We start from the raw sequence: 18,041 nt of genomic DNA on the forward strand, positions 1-18,041 counted from the left end.
GGCTCACGCCGCTCCTACGAAGAGCGCGTCAGCCTTGTCCCTCCCGCCCCCTGGGTCAGGGGATGGGTCACGCCTCCATGCTGTAGGAGCTGCGTAAGCTGCGACCGGGGCCTTCCTGGTAGAGCCTCATCGCGGCTCACGCCGCTCCTACGAAGAGCGCGTCAGCCTTGTCCCTTCAGTCCCCTGGGTCAGGGGATGGGTCACGCCTCCATGCCGTAGGAGCTGCGTAAGCCGCGACCGGGGGCTTTCCTGGTAGAGCCTCATCGCGGCTCACGCCGCTCCTACGGAAGCAAAGGGTCTTCTCCAGAGGGCGCGCAGCCCGGAATCCGTGGCTCACGCCGCCCCTACGAAAGACCTGCGGCCCCCGGCCCGGCTACACTCCCGGTGCTGTCGCGGAGGAGAACATCGCAGGCGTGATTCCGGGCTGGGTGCTGCTGCTGGTTTCGCTGGGCTACGTGGCCCTGCTGTTCGCCGTGGCCTATGCCGGCGACCAGCGCAGCGATGCGATGATGTCGCGCCACCGCTGGCTGCGTCCGGCGGTCTATTCGTTGGCGCTGGCGGTGTATTGCTCGTCGTGGACCTTCTACGGCGCGGTCGGCACCGCCGCGCGCACCGGCATGGGCTTCCTGCCGATCTACCTGGGGCCGCTGCTGCTGCTGCTGTTCGGATGGCGGTTCTTGGAACGGCTGGTACTGATCTCCGGCGAGAACCGGATCGTCTCGATCGCCGACTTCCTGTCCTCGCGCTACGGCCGCGCGCCCGGGCTGGCGGCGCTGGTCGCGCTGCTGGCGCTGGTCGCGGCGGTGCCCTACGTGGCCCTGCAGTTCAAGGCGGTGGCGATGAGCGTGGACGTGCTCGCCGGGCTGCCCGCCAACGCGCCGCCGCTGTCGGATCCGGCGTTCTACACCGCGCTGCTGCTGGCGGTGTTCGCGATCCTGTTCGGCACTCGCCAGATCGACGCCACCGAGCACCACCGCGGCATGGTGCTGGCGGTGGCGCTGGAGTCGGTGGTCAAGCTGGTCGCCTTCGTCGCCATCGGCGTGTTCGCGCTCGCCCACCTGCCCGGCAACGGGCATCTCGGCCAGCGCATCGTGCAGGCCGCCGACGTCGTGCTCGCCCCGGGCCTGCCGACCGCCTTCGTCGCCCAGACCCTGCTCGCGTTCACCGCGATCCTGTGCCTGCCGCGCCAGTTCCACGTCGCCGTGGTCGAGTGCCAGAACCCGGCCGATGTGCGCACCGCGCGCTGGCTGTTTGGCGGCTACCTGATGCTGATCAGCGTGCTGGTGGTGCCGATCACCCTGGCCGGGCAGGCGGTGCTGTCGGGCGACGCGGTGTCCCCGGACAGCTACGTGCTGGCGCTGCCGTTGGCGCTGGACCGCGACATGCTCGCGCTGATGGTCTATGTCGGCGGCTTCTCCGCGGCGACCGGCATGGTGATCGTCGCCAGCGTCGCCCTGGCGACGATGGTCAGCAACGATCTGGTGATGCCGCTGCTGTTGCGCGCCGGCACCCTGCAGCAGACCCCGGCGATCGATCGCCAGGTGGTGTGGGTACGCCGGATCACCATCGTGATGCTGGCGATGCTCGCCTACGCCTACCACCGCGGCGACCTGCTGCGGGGCGAGGGCGACGGCGGTCTGGCCCAGCACGGCCTGTTGGCGTTCGCCGCGGTCGCCCAGTTCGCACCGGCCCTGATCGGCGGCCTGTACTGGCGCGGTGCCAGCCGGATCGGCGCCTCCAGCGGCTTGGTCGCCGGTGCGCTGCTGTGGGCCTACACCCTGTTGCTGCCGGCGCTGGCGGGCGGCGGCTGGTTCGACGATGGCTGGGTCGAGCGCGGCCCGCTGGGGCTGGACTGGTTGCGCCCGCAGCAGCTGTTCGGCCTGCAGGGCTGGGACCCGCTGACCCATGGCGTGTTCTGGTCGCTGCTGTTCAACATCGGCGTGTTCGTGTTCATGTCGATGCGCAAGCGTCCGCGCTTGCAGGAGCAACTGCTGGCGACGCCGTTCCTGGACCCCTACGCCCAGCGTCCGGCGTTGGGCCCGGGCGGCTGGACCGGCAACGTGCGCGCCGGCGAGCTGTTGACCCTGGCCGAACGCATCGTCGGCGAGCGCCACGCGCGGCGCGCGTTCCAGGCCCATGCCGCGCAGCAGGGACAGCCGTGGCAGCCCGGCCAGCCGGCCGACCGCGCCCTGACCCAGTTCACCGAGCGCCTGCTGGCCTCGGCGATCGGCGCGGCCTCGGCGCGCCTGACCCTGACCAGCGCGTTGCGCGGCTCGGGCATGGAGCTGGGCGAAGTGGTGGCCCTGCTCGACGAGGCCAGCCAGGAGCTGCGCTTCAACCGCCAGATCCTGTCGACCACGCTGGAGAACATCAGCCAGGGCGTCAGCGTGGTCGACGTCGACCTGCGCCTGGTCGCCTGGAACCGTCGCTACCAGGAGCTGTTCGACTACCCCGACGGCATGCTCTACGTCGGCCGCCCGGTCAGCGACCTGATCCGCTGGAATGCCGAGCGCGGCGAGATGGGCCCGGGCGACGTCAACGACCAGGTCCGCCGCCGCATCGCCCACCTGCGCGCCGGCACCCCGTACGTGTTCGAGCGGGTGCGCGCCAGCGGCCAGGTGGTGGAGATGCGCGGCCGTCCGCTGCCCGGCGGCGGCTACGTCACCAGCTACAGCGACGTCACCGACTACAAGCGCGCCGAGCAGGCCCTGCGCGAGATCAACGAGAACCTGGAGCAGCGCGTCGAGCAGCGCACCCGCGAGGCCGAGGCGGCGCAGCAGTCGCGGACCCGGTTCCTGGCCGCGGTCAGCCACGACGTCCTGCAGCCGCTCAATGCGGCGCGGCTGTTCACCACCGCGCTTCGGGACAGCCGCGACGGCGACGAGCAGACCCGGCTGGCCGAGCGCGTCGATGCCGCCCTGCGCGCGGCCGAGGACCTGCTCGACGGCCTGCTCGACATCTCGCGCCTGGACGCCGGCGCGCTGCGTCCGGAGATCGTCGACTTCGACGTCAACGAACTGCTGCGCGAACTGGTCGCCCAGTACGCGCCGATCGCCGCCGAGCGCGGCCTGCGACTGCGCGTGCGTGCGCCGGAGCGTCCGCGGCGGGTGCGCAGCGACCGCCGCCTGCTGCGCCGCGCGCTGCAGAACTTCCTCGCCAACGCGCTGCGCTACACCCGCAGCGGCGGTGTGCTGATCGCCGCGCGGCTGCGCGATGGCGCGGTCGAACTGCAGGTCTGGGACACCGGGCCGGGCATCTCAGAGCATCACCTGGCGCAGATCTTCGACGAGTTCCGCCGCTTCGAGGGCCCGACCACCGGCGGCGAGCGCGGGCTCGGCCTGGGCCTGTCGATCTGCCAGCGCATCGCGCGCACCCTGAACCACCCGCTGCGGGTGCGCTCGCGGGTCGGCGCCGGCAGCGTGTTCTCGATCACCGTGCCGTTCGGTGCCCCGGCCGCCGAGGCGGCGCCGGTCGAGGAGGCCTCGGCGGCCAGTGTCGCGCCGTTGTCGATCACCGATACCGACACCCTGGCCGGCCTGCGCGTGCTGTGCGTGGACAACGACCGCGAGATCCTCGACGGCATGCGCACCCTGCTGCAGCGCTGGGGCGCGGTCGTGCTGACCGCGACCGATACCGATGGCGCGTTGGCGGCGGCCGGCGCCGGACCGCCGCCGGACGTCGCCCTGGTCGACTACCACCTGCACGACCGCCTCGACGGCCTGGGGGTGATCGATGCGCTGCGCGCGCGGCTGGGGGCCTCGTTCCCGGCCGCGCTGTTGACCGGCGACGGCTCGGACGCGCTCAAGCACGCCGCGCGCGAGCACGGCTGCCGGGTGCTGACCAAGCCGGTCAAGCCGGCGACCATGCGCGCGTTCCTGGCCGCGCAACGACAGAACCACCGCGCCTGAGCCGGCGCGCCTGCGGCCCCGTGGGCGGCCGCCTCAGCCCGGGCTGGTCTCGAGCCGTCCGTGGACCGCGGGCGTCGGCGTCGGCGTGGCGTCGTCGGCGTGGAGCACGACGCGGTCGCGGCCGCTGCCCTTGGCCCGGTACATCGCGGTGTCGGCGTCGGTGAACATGGTCTCGAAGACGTAGCCCGAGCGCCGCGAGGTCGTGCAGCCGAAGCTGGCGGTGATCCGCTGGTCGTGGCCGACCTGGCTGGCGTCGATCGCGGCCAGCCGTTCGCGGCAACGGTCGGCGATGCGTCGCGCGGCATCGGCGTCGCCGCCGCAGGACAGGATGCCGAACTCCTCGCCGCCCAGGCGCCCGCACAGGTCGCCGTCCCGGCACACCGCCTTGCAGGCCTCGGCGACCTGCTTGAGCACCCAGTCGCCGGCGGCATGGCCGTGGCGGTCGTTGATGAGCTTGAAGTTGTCCAGGTCCAGCAGGACCAGGGCCGCTTCCCGCCCGGATTCGCCGCAACGCTTGAGCTGCGCATCGGCGGCGTCGCGGAAGTGGCGGCGATTGCTGATTCCGGTCAGCCCGTCGGTCTGCGCCTGGCGGCGGAACGCCATCTGCACGCGCTTGATCTTGTACGCCCAGTAGCCGATGCCGGCCAGCACCACGCCGAGCAGCAACAGCAACAGCCGGGTGTTCTGCGCGGAGGTGTGGGCGACCTGCTGTTCGAGCTTGAGCACCTCGTTCTGCTTGCTCAGCAGCGCGATCGCCTGGTCCTTCTGCTGGACCTCGTTGCGGATCTGCTGCACCGCCAGCTCGCGCACCTTCACATCGTCGAGATAGGCCTTGTCGGCCTCGGCGTAGTGACGGTAGTTGTCGAGCGCCTGGGGAATGTCGTGCCGGGCCAGCGCGATTTCGTACAGGATCCGGTAGGCCGATACCCGCGGCAGCGAATGGGTGTTGGCGCGGCTGGCTTCCAGTGCCGCCCTTGCGTGCGTGGCGGCGGCGTCGAGCCTTTCCTCGTCGATCAGGTAGGCGGCCAGCGTCGAGTGGAACTCGGCGACCAGGCGCGGATAACGGGTCTTCTCGACCTCTTCGGTATGCGCCTGGAGCGTGGCGATCGCGCCGGACTTGTCGCCCTGGGCCGCCATGCTGCGGGCGAGGTTGATGCGCATCAGGTTGGAGGCCACGGCCTCGCCGATGGCCTCGCAGGCGGCGATGGCCTCGCGGATGCGCGGGATGCGTTCGCCGGACCTTTCCGGTTGCAGGTTGGCCAGCGCTTCGTACTGGAGCTGGCTGGCGAAGCAGCGACTGCGCTCGGAGGCTTCCATCTGCTGCACGGATGTCGCGAACTGCAGCGTCTTCTCGTGCTGGCCCAGCTGGTTGTAGATGATACCGGCGACCAACTGCGCCTGTTCGATCAGCTCCTGCGGTATGCCCTCGCTCGGGAGGGCGATCGTGTTCTCCAGCGATTTCAGCGCGAGCGAGAAGTCGCGGGTCGTCGCCGCGCTGTTGGCCAGCAACAGGCCGGCGCGGAACTTGACCGGTCCGTCGGCCGCGCTCTGGAACACGTCCTGGGCCAGTCCGATTGCGGCCGGGTACTGGCCGCCGTAACCGAGCCGGTAGGCCTGCAGCAGGCGCAGATGTTGCCGCTGCGGTTCGCTGAGCTCGCCCGCGCGCTTGTCCACCTCGTCGAGCGCCGCGCCAAAGCGGGCCGGGTCGGTGCTGCGGACGGCATCGGCCTGCTCGAGCAGCTCGGCCGCCGCAGGGGGCGATTGCGCACGCAGCGGCGCGCCCGCCGTCGCCAGGGCGAGTGCCAGTACCAGGGTGTGGAGCGCGGGTTTCATCGTTGCGTCGCGGGTCCGGCGGCAGGGTGCGCGGGCACCCTGCCATGGCCTGATCGAATCAGGCGGCGCGGGCTTCGGTCTCGCCCTCGTCCGGAGCTTCGCGCTCGGTCTCGTCTTCCTGCGGCTGCTCCTCCTCGGCCGGCACCAGCAGCGAGAGCACGGTGCAGGTGTGGCCCATGAGTGCGTTCACCCTGGCCGCGTCGCGGGCGGCGAGCGCCTCCCTGACCTCGCCCTCCACCGGAGCGGCGGCCACGGCGGCGGCGAACTCGGCCTCGCTCACGATCTCAGGGTTCTGGCCAAGCGCCTCCAGGAACTTCACGACATTCGACATCACGCGACTCCTTCTTCCAGTGGTGGTGTGTACGGCAAAGGGGGTTCGACCTCTCCGGACCGCTCGAGCTCGGCGATACGCGCCTGCATCGCGGTGTCGGGCTCCATCGCGCGGGCCGGGGGCACGACGAGGGTGGTGTGCATGTGCAACGGTACTTCGGGCAGTTCCCGCAGTTGCAGGCGTTGCATCCGTGGCTGGGCGATCGGCAGGGTCGCCGCCTCGTAGGCGATGACCTCGTGGTCGCCGGGGTAGTCCTGCAGCAGGCGTTCGAGCAGCAGCCGACGATGCGCCGGGCCGGTGGCGAAGCGGCGGTAGCTGCGGTCGCCGACGATGCCGACCTGCCACAGCACCAGCCAGGCGGTGGGGTCGAGCCGGCGGCGGTAGAACAGCAGCTGGCTGGCCTCGTAGTGCTGGCAGCCGGTCCGGCCCGGGTCGATGCCGAGGTCGGCGTACAGGCAGTCCTCGGCGGAAATGCCCGGCTCCATGTGCGCGTGGAAGCCCTCGGCGCGGGCCTGGGCGATGGCGTCGTGCGGCGCCTTGGCGAACACGCCCGGGTGGCCGTAGAAGGCGCCGCACACGTGCCTGCCGGCGCGGACCTCGTCGAGCATCGCCTCGACCATCTGCCGGTAGGTGTCGTGGCGCGGTTTGCCGGCGGCGTAGAACGGTTGCAGGCTGCGCACGTTCGGGTTCATCTGCCGCAGCCATTCTTCGACCAGCGGGTCGGAGACCGCGGCGAACACGACGTCGGCCTGTTCGACATGGCTGCGCGCCCGCGGGCCGATATGGGCCCCGAGCATCATCCCCAATCCGACACAGGCAAGCCTGCCCGACAGCTTCTCGGCCGGCACCGTCATGTCCCCTACGCTCCCCTCAGTGCAGACAGGACAATACCCGTAAGGACAGACTTTGCAAAATGATTCAGACGCCGTCGCGACGGGTGCTCCAGGCTGAACGGGGCAGCTCCCAGCGGCACTGGCCGACGGCGCTGGCCCGTTCAGGCGCGCGGACGAAGCCGAACCGGCCCAGCAGGCGGTCGATCACCCGCGCATGGTCGTCGTCGGGGCGCTCGGCGCAGATCAGCGACAGCCCCATCCGTTCGAAGCCGTGGGCGATCAGCGGCACGAAGGTTTCGCTGGAGACGCCGCGGTTCCACCACGGTTCGACCAGGAGCACGCCGATCTCCGCTTCGGCGCCGTTGCGCAGATAGCCGGCGACCCCGATCGGGGCGTCGTCGTCGCGGGCGTCGATGATCCAGAAACGGTGGCCGGGGGTGTCGCTGCGGGCCCAGTCGATCGCGCGCGCGTACAGGCGTTCGGCGGCGGCCGGCGACAATGGCGGCATGATCCGCGCCATCACCGCCGCGCTGCTGTACAGCGCGCAGTACAGGGCGCGGTCCGCGGGGTCCGGCCGGGATAGCGGGCGCAGTCTGAAACGTCCGGTTTCCAGCACCTGCGCGCTCATGCCGCGGCGGTCATCCGGCGGTCGGCAAGGGATGCGCCGGTGCGATCCGGACCCGGCCCAGGCCGCCGTCGGCGCTGCGGTCGAACAGGCAGTAGCGGTCGGCCATCAGCGGCAGGCCGAGGATCGACTCGTTCGGCCAGCCGGGCAGCTGCGGCATCAGCAGGAAGAACGATTCGCCGGCGTACATCGCGTTGCGTGGCCAGTAGTGGTCGGGGGCGCAGGTCAGGGCGACCTCGCCGCCGTCGTCGCCTTCCAGGTAGAAGGTCAGCTCGGGCCAGTCCAGTGCATCGACTTCGCCGTTGGCGACACCGTGCTGGCTGGCCTTGAAGGTGTTCCAGAACTTCTCGGCGAGCGCGGGCAGGCGCGGGTCGATCGCGGCCAGGTCGGCCATGATCGCGTCGTGGGTGCCGGTCTCCAGCACCAGGAAGCTGCTGCCGGTGTCGAGGATGGCGTTGCTGGCGGCGCGGTTGGCGTACTGCGGGTCCAGCGGCGGCACCGCGATGCGCGGGCGCTCGCCGACCTGCACCGCGACCAGGTTGGCGTTGTAGTAGAGGTCGTGGACGATGCGCACGTCCTGGAAGTCGCCGGTATGCAGCGACGGCGCGTCCTCGCCGCCGCCAAGGACCATGATCCCGCGGTTGAGCGGATCCGTGTCCAGGGTCGGATCGTCGGCGCTGTCGTCGAGCACGTGCACCAGGGCGCGGCGCACCAGCATGCCGAAGCGGTCCTGGACCCGCCCCTGTTGCGCCAGTTGCGAGAACAGCGGTAGCAGCGTGACCTGGGGTTGCTGACGCAGCAGGCGGGCGAAGGTGTCGAGGTCGTCGTCGTCCACCGCGAACGGCCATGGCCAGGTCAGCGCCGGGTCGGCGCCGCGCGCGCTGAGCACCGCACCCATGTCGTGGGCGGTATCGAGCCCGGAATAGGCCAGCCCGAAGATGCCGTCGGCGTCGCGGAAATCCTGCGCGGCGGCTTCGATCACCGAGACCTCGGCGGCGTCGACGTCGCAGGCGTGCGCGCCGTGTCCGAATGCCAGCCGGGTCCGCACCACCGGCCCGGTCCAGCTGCCCTGGCCGTAGCGGACCTGCTGCGCCCATGAGGTGCCTTGCAGATGCGCGTCGTCGTCGGGGTCGTAGGCGTGCGGCAGCACCACCAGGGTGCTGCTGCCGCTGTCCAGGACCAGGTTGGCGGCGCGGCCGCCGCTGCCGAACGCGATCGACACGGTGTAGGCGCCCTTGGCCCAGGCCAGGGACGTCGCCAGGTGGATGCCGGGCGGGGACGGGTCGCGGTTGCGGCTCGGGGAAGCGCTCATGCCCCGATTGGAGCAGATCGCGGGGGCGTTGCGGAAGCGGCGCACGCGCCGGCCACGCGCGCCGGCATCGGCGGGTCGCTCAGTCCAGCTCTTCCGGCGGCGGCACGATCGCACCCGGATCGACCGCGAGGCGGCCGGCGATCAACACCGCCTGGGTGCGGTTGTTGGCGCCCAGCTTGCGCAGGATCGCGGTGACATGGGCCTTGATGGTGGCCTCGGACACGCCCAGGTCGTAGGCGATCTGCTTGTTGAGCAGGCCGGCGCCGAGCATCTGCAGGACCCGGAACTGCTGCGGGGTGAGGTCGCGCACGCGCAGCGCGGCGTCGTGCTCGGCCTCGTCGGCGGCCGGGGCCGACAGCGCCGCGGCCGGCGCCCAGCGGTCGCCGTCGAGCACGCTGGTGATCGCCTGGCCGAGGGTGGTCGCATCGGCCGACTTGGGAATGAAGCCGACCGCGCCGTGGTCGAGCGCGCGCCGCATCACCGCCGGCTCCTCGCGCGCGGAGACGACCACGATCGGCAGTTGCGGGTGCAGCGCACGCAGATGGACCAGGGCGCTGAAGCCCTGCGCGCCGGGCATGTTGAGATCGAGCAGCAGCAGGTCGGCGTCGGGCTCGCTCTCGACCAGGGCGTACAACGACTCGACGCCGTCGGCCTCGCGCAGGCGGGCCTCGGGCAGCACGCGGGCGACCGCACCGCGCAGGGCTTCGCGGAACAGGGGGTGATCGTCGGCGACGATGACGGTATGGCTGGGGGCGGGCGGCATCCGGATTCCGTGGGGCCGGTTCCCTGCCCGGGGGCAGGGAGCGTGGGGGTTCTGGGTCGAGCCTACAGCAAGGCGGGCATGGCGGATGTCGCGTCGCCGGCCCGCCGGGAAGCGCGCATCGGTCAGGGCACGCGTCGCTCCTTGACCAGCGAATCGACCACGGTCGGGTCGGCGAGGGTCGAGGTGTCGCCGAGCTGGTCGGGCGCGTTCTCGGCAATCTTGCGCAGGATCCGGCGCATGATCTTGCCCGAGCGCGTCTTCGGCAGCCCCGGCGCCCATTGCAGGTGGTCGGGGGTGGCGATCGGGCCGATCTCCTTGCGCACGTGCGCGACCAGTTCCTTGCGCAACGCGTCGCTGCTGGCCTCGCCGGCGATCAGGGTCACGTAGGCGTAGATGCCCTGGCCCTTCACGTCGTGCGGGAAGCCGACCACCGCCGCCTCGGCGACCTTCGGATGGCTGACCAGCGCGCTCTCGACCTCGGCGGTGCCGATGCGGTGGCCGCTGACGTTGATCACGTCGTCGACGCGGCCGGTGATCCAGTAGTAGCCGTCGGCGTCGCGGCGGCAACCGTCGCCGGTGAAGTACATGCCCGGGTAGGTCTTGAAATAGGTGTCGATGAAGCGCTGGTGGTCGCCGTAGACCGTGCGCATCTGCCCCGGCCAGGAGTCGAGCAGGACCAGGTTGCCCTCGGCCTCGCCCTCCAGGAACCCGCCGCCGGCGTCGACCAGGGCCGGCTGCACGCCGAAGAACGGCCGGGTCGCCGAGCCGGGCTTGAGGTCGGTCGCGCCGGGCAGCGGGGTGATCAGGATGCCGCCGGTCTCGGTCTGCCACCAGGTATCGACGATCGGGCAGCGGCTGTCGCCGACCACCTCGTGGTACCAGCGCCAGGCCTCCGGGTTGATCGGTTCGCCGACCGTGCCGAGCAGGCGCAACGAGGCGCGCGAGGTCTTCTTCACCGGCGCGTCGCCATCGCGCATCAAGGCGCGGATCGCGGTCGGCGCGGTGTAGAACAGGGTGACCTGGTGCTTGTCGATCACTTCCCAGAAGCGCGACACGTCCGGGTAGTTGGGCACGCCCTCGAACACCAGCGCGGTGGCGCCGTTGGCGAGCGGTCCGTAGACGATGTAGCTGTGGCCGGTCACCCAGCCGACGTCGGCGGTGCACCAGTAGATGTCGTTCTCGCGCAGGTCGAACACGCACTCGTGGGTGTAGCTGGCGTAGGCCAGGTAGCCGCCGGTGGTATGCAGCACGCCCTTGGGCTTGCCGGTGCTGCCGGAGGTGTAGAGGATGAACAGCGGGTCCTCGGCGTTCATCCGCTCCGGCTCGCAGGTGTCGGACTGGCCCTCGACCACCGCGTCGTACCAGCGGTCGCGCGGCATCTGCATGTCGACCGCACCATGGGTGTGGCGGACCACCAGCACGGTCTCGACCGAATTCGTGCCCGGCAGCTTCAACGCCGCGTCGACATTGGCCTTGAGCGGGATCTTCTTGCTGCCGCGCAGGCCCTCGTCGGCGGTGATGATCAGCTTGCTGCCGCAGTCGGCGACGCGGTCGGCGATCGAATTCGGCGCGAAGCCGCCGAACACCACCGAGTGGATGGCGCCGACGCGTGCGCAGGCCAGCATCGCGACCACCGCCTCGACGATCATCGGCAGGTAGATCGTGATCCGGTCGCCCTTGCGCACGCCCAGGCCGCGCAGCGCATTGGCGAGCCGGCACACGCGCGCATGCAGGTCGCGATAGCTGACGTGCTCGGCGGGACTGTCCGGATTGTCGGGCTCGAAGATCAGCGCGGTCTTGTCGCCGCGGGCTTCGAGGTGCCGGTCCAGGCAGTTGACGCTGGCGTTGAGCTCGCCGTCGGCGTACCAGCGGATATGGAAGTCCTCCAGCGCGAAGCTGACGTCCTTGATCCGGGTGGGCGCCTTGAACCAGTCCAGGCGCTCGCCGACGCGCCCCCAGAACGCATCCGGGTCGGACACCGACTCGGCGTACATGCGCGCGTACTCGTCGCGGCCGATGCGGGCGCCGGCGGCGAACTGCCCGGGAACGGGGTAGAGGGCGTTGGGGTGGTTCATGGGACGCTCCACTGATGGCTGGCCAGGTGGCGGTTGCGGGGGCCGTGGCGCGGGCGCCGATGTCGGCCGTTTGCTTGCCCGTTCGTCGCATGGACGTGCTGCAACGCAACGAAAGGGACCGATGGGACCCCAAGTTTGCCCCATCGATCCGCGCATCCGGTATCGCCGGGCTTAGACCATGGTCGAAAAAGTGCCGCGCAATCCCGGCATCGCGGCGATTTTCGACCAATGGCGAATGGTTCGCCCCGAATCGGTGCGCGCAGGCTCCGGCTGACCGTGCCTGGCCACGGCATTCCTTGGGAGGGAATCATGTCCAAACGCATTGCGCGCAAGCGGCCGCTGGTGGCCGCGCTGGCGATGGCACTGGCGCTGCCCGGCCTTGTCCATGCCCAGACCGCGAAAGAGATCGAACTGGAAGCCCGCGTCGCCGAGCTCGAAAAGATGGTCCAGCAGCTGGTCGAGCAACAGAGCACCCAGCAGACCGCGCCGCCGGCACCGGCACCGGCCGTCGCCGCGGCCAGCGACACGCCCACCGTGCAGTCGACGCCGATCCTGACCGGCACGCCCGGCGGGCGCTTCTCCTACGGCGGCTTCATCAAGCTCGACACGATGGTCACCGACACCAGCGACGGCCAGATCGCGGAAGGCTCGGCCGGTCGCATGTTCTACGTGCCCAGCACGATTCCGGTCGCCGCCAACGGCGCCGAACCCGATGTCGATCCGTACACCGACTTCGGCGCGCAGTTCTCGCGCTTCTGGTTCGCCGCCGACTACAGCAACGACGACGGCGACAAGTTCCGCGGCTACATCGAGGCCGACCTGTTCGGCGGCGGCAGCGGCAACCTAGGCAACGAGCTGTCGACCAACACCCACGGCATCACCATCCGCCATGCCTACGTGACCTGGAACAACTGGCTGGCCGGCCAGACCTGGACCAACTTCCAGGATCTGGGTTCGCTGCCGGACACGGTCGACTTCCTCGGCGTCACCGACGGCACCATCTTCGTGCGCCAGGCCCAGGTCCGCTACACCAACGGACCGTGGTCGTTCTCGCTCGAGAACCCGCAGACCCTGGTCACCGACTACCAGGGCGCCGGCCGCCATACCTCCGGCGACAACGTGATGCCCGACGTCACCGGCCGCTGGAGCACCAAGGGCGACTGGGGTCACTTCAGCGTGGCCGGCCTGTTGCGCCAGTTCAAGGACGGCGACGAGACCGCCACCGGCGGCGCGGTCAGCGTGGCCGGCAAGTTCAACCTCGGCGATCGCGACGACATCCGCTACATGGTCAACGCCGGCAGCGGTCTGGGGCGCTACATGGCCTTCGGCATGGGCACCGACGTCGTCGCCGACGCCAACGGCGACATCGACGCGATCACCGGCTACGGCATGTTCGCCGGCTGGCGTCACGTGTTCGGTCCCAAGCTGCGCGGCAACCTGATCTACTCGGCCGCGCACTACGACAACGACGTCGCCCTGACCGGCTATGGCGTGACCGAGCGCTCGCAGTCGCTGCGCGCCAACCTGATCTATTCGCCGTTCCCGAAACTGGATATCGGCGCCGAGCTCAGCTACGGCGAGCGTTCGCTCGAGGACGATCGCGAAGGCGACCTCAAGCGTTTCCACACCACCGTCAAATACAGCTTCTGAGCGAGGAGGCGATCACCATGTCAGGCAAGCACATCAATGCCGCGCAGTACTGGCGGGCGAACCTGCGGTTGATGACGATCCTTCTCGTCATCTGGGCCGCGGTGTCGTTCGGCGCGGGCATCCTGTTCGTGGATGCGCTCAATGCAATTCGGATCGGCGGTTTCAAGCTGGGCTTCTTCTTCGCCCAGCAAGGCTCGATCTACGTGTTCGTCGTGCTGATCTTCTACTACGCATGGCGAATGAACCGACTCGAGCGCGCGCTCGACCTGCACGAAGACTGAGGGGGTCGTCATGTCAGTACAAACCTGGACCTACCTGCTGGTCGGCATCACCTTCGCGCTCTACATCGGCATCGCGATCTGGTCGCGGGTGGCGAGCACGCGCGAGTTCTACGTCGCCGGAGGCGGCGTCCACCCGGTGATGAACGGCATGGCGACGGCGGCCGACTGGATGAGCGCGGCGTCGTTCATCTCGATGGCCGGCATCATCAGCTTCGCCGGCTACGACGGCTCGGTGTATCTGATGGGCTGGACCGGCGGCTACGTGCTGCTGGCATTGCTGCTGGCGCCGTACCTGCGCAAGTTCGGCAAGTTCACCGTGCCCGACTTCGTCGGTGACCGCTACTACTCCGACATCGCCCGCCTGGTGGCGGTGATCTGCGCGATCTTCGTGTCGTTCACCTATGTGGCGGGGCAGATGCGCGGCGTCGGCATCGTGTTCAGCCGCTTCCTCGAGGTCGACATCACCACCGGCGTGATCATCGGCATGGCGATCGTGTTCTTCTACGCCGTGCTCGGCGGCATGAAGGGCATCACCTACACCCAGGTCGCGCAGTACTGCGTGCTGATCTTCGCGTTCATGGTGCCGGCGATCTTCATCTCGATGCTGATGACCGGCCAGGTGATCCCGCAGATCGGCTTCGGCAGCCAGCTTGCCGACGGCAGCGGCATGTACCTGCTCGACAAGCTCGACGGGCTCAGTACCGAGTTGGGCTTCGCGCCCTATACGGACGGGAGCAAATCGACGATCGACGTGTTCTGCATCACCCTCGCGCTGATGGTCGGCACCGCCGGCCTGCCGCACGTGATCGTGCGCTTCTTCACCGTGCCCAAGGTCCGCGACGCGCGTCGCTCGGCGGGCTGGGCGCTGCTGTTCATCGCCCTGCTCTACACCACCGCGCCGGCGGTGGCGAGCTTCGCCCGCGTCAACATGATCCAGACCATCAACGGTCCGGACATGCAGGGCACCGAGTACGCGACCGCGCCGACCTGGATCGCGAACTGGGAGAAGACCGGCCTGATCAAGTGGGAGGACAAGAACAACGACGGCCGGATGTTCTACGCCAAGGACGACCGCAACGAGATGACCATCGACCGCGACATCATGGTGCTGGCCAATCCGGAGATCGCGCGCCTGCCGGCGTGGGTGATCGCCCTGGTCGCCGCCGGCGGCCTGGCCGCCGCGCTCAGCACCGCCGCCGGCCTGTTGCTGGTGATATCGGCGGCGATATCGCACGACCTGTTGAAGAAGGTGGTGATGCCCGACATCACCGAGAAACAGGAGTTGATGTACGCGCGCATCGCGGCGGCGTTGGCGATCGTCGTCGCCGGTCTGCTGGGCATCTATCCACCGGGCTTCGTCGCCGAGGTGGTGGCGTTCGCGTTCGGCCTGGCCGCGGCCTCGTTCTTCCCGGCGATCGTGCTGGGCATCTTCGACAAGCGCACCAACATGCAAGGCGCGGTCACCGGCATGCTGGTCGGCCTGGTGTTCACCGTCGGCTACATCGTCTGGTTCAAGGGCGTGTTCATGGCGCCGATGGCGGAGAACATCCCGGCCAACTGGCTGTTCGGGATATCGCCGGAAGGCATCGGCGTGGTCGGCATGCTGCTGAACTTCGCGGTGACGATCGTGATCTCGCGGATGACCCCGCCACCGCCGCAGCACGTGCAGGATCTGGTCGACGAGATCCGGGTGCCGCGCGGCGCGGGCGAGGCGTCCGCGCACTGAGCGTGAGCGTTTGACTGGAGCTTCGTGCTCTCTCCAGGGCATGCCATCCCCCCGATGGCGTGCCCTTTTCTTTGGTCGCGCGCGCTGTCGCCTGCGCCCGGTTCTTCATGCAGTTGAACCGCGTCGGCGGCCTGTCTTGAGCATTGCGTTGCCATCAGGCGTATTGGCTGGCTTTCGCGAGTCAAAGGCTTCCGCCCTTCGGGCGGGTTCCTTTTGTCTTGTCAAAAGGAACCAAAACCGCCGGCTCCTGACACCCGCCGTGGTGGCATGCCACCACGGTCCCCTGTGCTCCTCGCCGGAAGGCGCACGGTGCCCAAACTCGCGCCGCCAGCGGCGCTCGGACAAGGGCACCTCTACGGCGCCTTCCGGCTCCGGTGCGCGGCGGGCTTTAAGTCGCCATGGATCAAGATCAAAGCCAAAGCCAAAGCCAAAGCCAAGGAGCGACAGTGAGGGGCAAGGACAGAGACACTGCCCGCCCTGGCCGCGGCTACAGCGGCGGCGCGGCCAGCTCTCGGGCGTCTAGGAAGCCGTCCTTGTCCTGATCCTGGCGCAGGAAGGTCCGCGCCAGCTTGGTCCGGTGTTCGTCCAGGCTGACCGGCTCGCCACGACCGCCGGGCAGTTCGTCGGCGCTCAGGATGCCGTCGCCGTTGCGGTCCATGTGCTCGAACGCATAGCTCATCCAGTTCTGGTACTCGGCCAGCGACACGCGGCCGTCCTGGTCCTCGTCCATGCGCGACAGGTAGTCGCCGGTGGCCTGCACCTGGGCCGTCGCCGCGGCGGCGGTGCAGGTCAGCAGCAGCGCCGCCACCGGCACGGTGAGCGCGCGCGGCACGGCGTCGAGGAGGAGGGGGGAAGAGGTCGATCGCATGGCGGCAGGCTACCCGAATCGGTGGGGCGGCGGTGCGGGGAGGCGATCGGAGTCGTCGCGTCCGTCGATGAAAAAAAGCCCGCGTCGGACGCGGGCTTTCCGGTCTGGCGAAGGGGCGGGGGGTCAGCCGCGGGCCGGTGCCAGCGCGTAGCCCTTCAGCCGCGCGGAGAACGCCTCCAGCGCATGGATGCCGCTGGCCTCGGCCTCGGCGCACCAGGCCTGCAGCCGCTGCAGGGTCGCCTGGGCGTCGTGCGAACGGTCGTCGAGCACCTGCGCCAGGCGCTGGCGGTACTCGGCGAGGGTCGCCATCTTCGGCCGTTCCGCCAGCCAGGCCTGCAGCCGCGCGCGCTTGGCATCGTCCAGCCAGCGGCCGTCGTCGGCCAGGCCCTTGCGCAACGCGCGCGGCAGCCGGTCGCGGTTGTCGCGCAGCGCGGGCAGGGTGACGTTGCGGTAGTAGTCGGTCATCGCCTGGAAGCGGATCGCCAGCAGGGCGCGCAGGGTCTCGCCGTCGGGCATCGCGATGTTCGGGCGCACGTCCAGGGTCGGCGCGACCCGCAGCACCTTGGCCAGGCGCAGCTTCTCCATCGCGCGGATCGTCGCCCAGCCGATGTCGAACTCCCACTTGCGCAGCGCGAACTTGGCCGAGCTGGGGAAGGCGTGGTGGTTGTTGTGCAGCTCCTCGCCGCCGATCCACACGCCCCACGGGGTCAGGTTGGTCGAGGTGTCGGCGCTCTCGAAGTTGCGGTAGCCCCACCAGTGGCCCAGGCCGTTGACCACGCCGGCGGCCCAGAACGGGATCCAGGCCATCTGCAGCGCCCAGATCGCCACCCCGGCAAAGCCGAACAGGGCGAAGCTGATGAACAGCAGCAGGGTCGGGCCGAGGGTCGCGTGCGGGGTGTAGAGGTGGCGCTCGATCCAGTCGTCCGGGCAACCCTTGCCGTACTTCTCGATCGACTCGCGGTCGCCCCGCGCCTCGCGGTACAGCTCCACACCGCGCCAGAACACCGTCTTGATGCCCTTGATCTGAGGACTGTGCGGGTCCTCCTCGGTCTCGCACTTGGCGTGGTGCTTGCGGTGGATCGCGGCCCACTCGCGGGTGATCATCGAGGTCGTCAGCCAGGTCCAGAAGCGGAAGAAGTGCGCCAGCACCGGGTGGAAGTCGACCGACCGGTGGGCCATCGAACGGTGCAGGTACAGGGTCACCGAGAAGATCGTCAGCTGGGTCGCGACCAGGAACCAGATCAGCAGCGCGCCGAAGCCGGCCTGCAGCAGGCCGCCGGCGAGAAAGTCGAGCAGGGGTGTCGGGATCGAAGCGAGGGGCATTGCGAACTCCGTGGACCGTGAATGCGGTTCCGTCCGCGGTACGGACAGGCTGGCAGGGCGGCACCCGCGCGGCACGGTTCGGCGACGGCAGGTCGGGCGCCCCGTCCATCATCATGCCACCGGCGCACTACCGTTCGCGCCGGTATGGGGCGATTGTGCGCCGCATCCTGATGGAAGCGTTCACCTGCGGCGCAGGCGCGGGGTGACGGTGATCACGCGCAGGCGCGCAGACGCTCGCGCAGGCTCGCCAGTTCAGCCTGGGCGAACGCCGCCAGCGCGGTGCGGTCGGCCTTGCCGAAGCCGCCGCCGCGGTCGCAATGGTCCAGCAGCAGGCTCAGGTCCTGGGCGACGCCGAGCAGGACCGCGGTGTCCTTGTCGACCCCGGCTGCCGACCCGGCGCTCTGTCCCCGCGGCGGATCGAGGCCGCCGTCCTGGAGTGCGGTGTATTGCTGCGACTGCCGCCGCATGCGCCGCCGCCAGCGATGCCAGTGGCGGTCGCGGCCGGTGGCGGCG

14 protein-coding genes are annotated in these 18,041 nt (G+C 69.8%); 4 read left to right on the forward strand and 10 right to left on the reverse strand.

Features of this window, described 5'->3' with window-relative positions; translation table 11 throughout:
* Positions 1-413 precede the first annotated feature (413 nt).
* Positions 414-3,908 carry a hybrid sensor histidine kinase/response regulator gene (locus tag FKV24_RS06635; protein ID WP_141481823.1) on the forward strand — a complete coding sequence of 1,165 codons (3,495 nt, stop codon included), beginning with the start codon at positions 414-416 and terminating at the stop codon, positions 3,906-3,908.
* A 33-nt stretch (positions 3,909-3,941) separates the two neighbouring features.
* Here the strand turns inward: FKV24_RS06635 and FKV24_RS06640 are convergent, their stop codons facing one another.
* The 7 genes from FKV24_RS06640 to acs form a co-directional block, all read right to left on the reverse strand.
* Positions 3,942-5,741 carry a GGDEF domain-containing protein gene (locus FKV24_RS06640; protein ID WP_141481824.1) on the reverse strand — a complete coding sequence of 600 codons (1,800 nt, stop codon included), beginning with the start codon at positions 5,739-5,741 and terminating at the stop codon, positions 3,942-3,944.
* Between the two features lie 58 nt (positions 5,742-5,799).
* Positions 5,800-6,072, reverse strand: coding sequence for a hypothetical protein (locus tag FKV24_RS06645; protein WP_141481825.1), 273 nt, complete (start codon positions 6,070-6,072; stop codon positions 5,800-5,802).
* Positions 6,072-6,926, reverse strand: coding sequence for an SAM-dependent methyltransferase (locus FKV24_RS06650; protein ID WP_141481826.1), 855 nt, complete (start codon positions 6,924-6,926; stop codon positions 6,072-6,074). Before FKV24_RS06650 ends, FKV24_RS06645 begins: the two co-directional genes overlap by 1 nt.
* Before the next feature lie 64 nt (positions 6,927-6,990).
* Positions 6,991-7,533, reverse strand: a complete 543-nt coding sequence (locus FKV24_RS06655; RefSeq protein ID WP_141481827.1) for a GNAT family N-acetyltransferase — start codon at positions 7,531-7,533, stop codon at positions 6,991-6,993.
* Positions 7,534-7,543: 10 nt separating this feature from the next.
* A complete protein-coding gene (locus FKV24_RS06660; protein ID WP_141481828.1) occupies positions 7,544-8,842 on the reverse strand; it encodes a pepsin-like aspartic protease in 1,299 nt (432 codons plus the stop codon).
* A gap of 79 nt (positions 8,843-8,921) precedes the next feature.
* Positions 8,922-9,605: a response regulator transcription factor gene (locus FKV24_RS06665; RefSeq protein WP_111265125.1), complete on the reverse strand. Its 684-nt coding sequence runs from the start codon at positions 9,603-9,605 to the stop codon at positions 8,922-8,924.
* Between the two features lie 122 nt (positions 9,606-9,727).
* A complete protein-coding gene (gene acs / locus FKV24_RS06670) occupies positions 9,728-11,680 on the reverse strand; it encodes an acetate--CoA ligase (protein WP_141481829.1) in 1,953 nt (650 codons plus the stop codon).
* Between the two features lie 309 nt (positions 11,681-11,989).
* Between acs and FKV24_RS06675 the strand changes: the two genes are divergently transcribed.
* From FKV24_RS06675 to FKV24_RS06685, 3 genes are read left to right on the forward strand one after another with little or no spacing between them, the layout of a single operon-like run.
* Positions 11,990-13,330, forward strand: coding sequence for a DcaP family trimeric outer membrane transporter (locus FKV24_RS06675; protein ID WP_141481830.1), 1,341 nt, complete (start codon positions 11,990-11,992; stop codon positions 13,328-13,330).
* Between the two features lie 17 nt (positions 13,331-13,347).
* Positions 13,348-13,611: a DUF4212 domain-containing protein gene (locus FKV24_RS06680; RefSeq protein ID WP_111265128.1), complete on the forward strand. Its 264-nt coding sequence runs from the start codon at positions 13,348-13,350 to the stop codon at positions 13,609-13,611.
* Between the two features lie 10 nt (positions 13,612-13,621).
* Positions 13,622-15,337 (forward strand): sodium:solute symporter family protein, encoded by a 1,716-nt coding sequence (locus FKV24_RS06685; protein WP_111265129.1) that lies wholly within the window; start codon positions 13,622-13,624, stop codon positions 15,335-15,337.
* A gap of 487 nt (positions 15,338-15,824) precedes the next feature.
* Here the strand turns inward: FKV24_RS06685 and FKV24_RS20120 are convergent, their stop codons facing one another.
* From FKV24_RS20120 to FKV24_RS06700, 3 genes are all read right to left on the reverse strand, one after another.
* Entirely contained in the window at positions 15,825-16,205 is a 381-nt protein-coding gene (locus tag FKV24_RS20120; protein ID WP_141481831.1) for an EF-hand domain-containing protein, read from the reverse strand.
* Positions 16,206-16,328: 123 nt separating this feature from the next.
* Positions 16,329-17,528, reverse strand: a complete 1,200-nt coding sequence (locus tag FKV24_RS06695; RefSeq protein WP_111265131.1) for a DesA family fatty acid desaturase — start codon at positions 17,526-17,528, stop codon at positions 16,329-16,331.
* A 212-nt stretch (positions 17,529-17,740) separates the two neighbouring features.
* Positions 17,741-18,041 (reverse strand): hypothetical protein (locus FKV24_RS06700; protein ID WP_211371809.1); only part of this gene is annotated, 301 nt, incomplete at its 5' end.

The organism is Marilutibacter maris, assembly GCF_006546735.2.
Lineage (GTDB): Bacteria > Pseudomonadota > Gammaproteobacteria > Xanthomonadales > Xanthomonadaceae > Marilutibacter > Marilutibacter maris.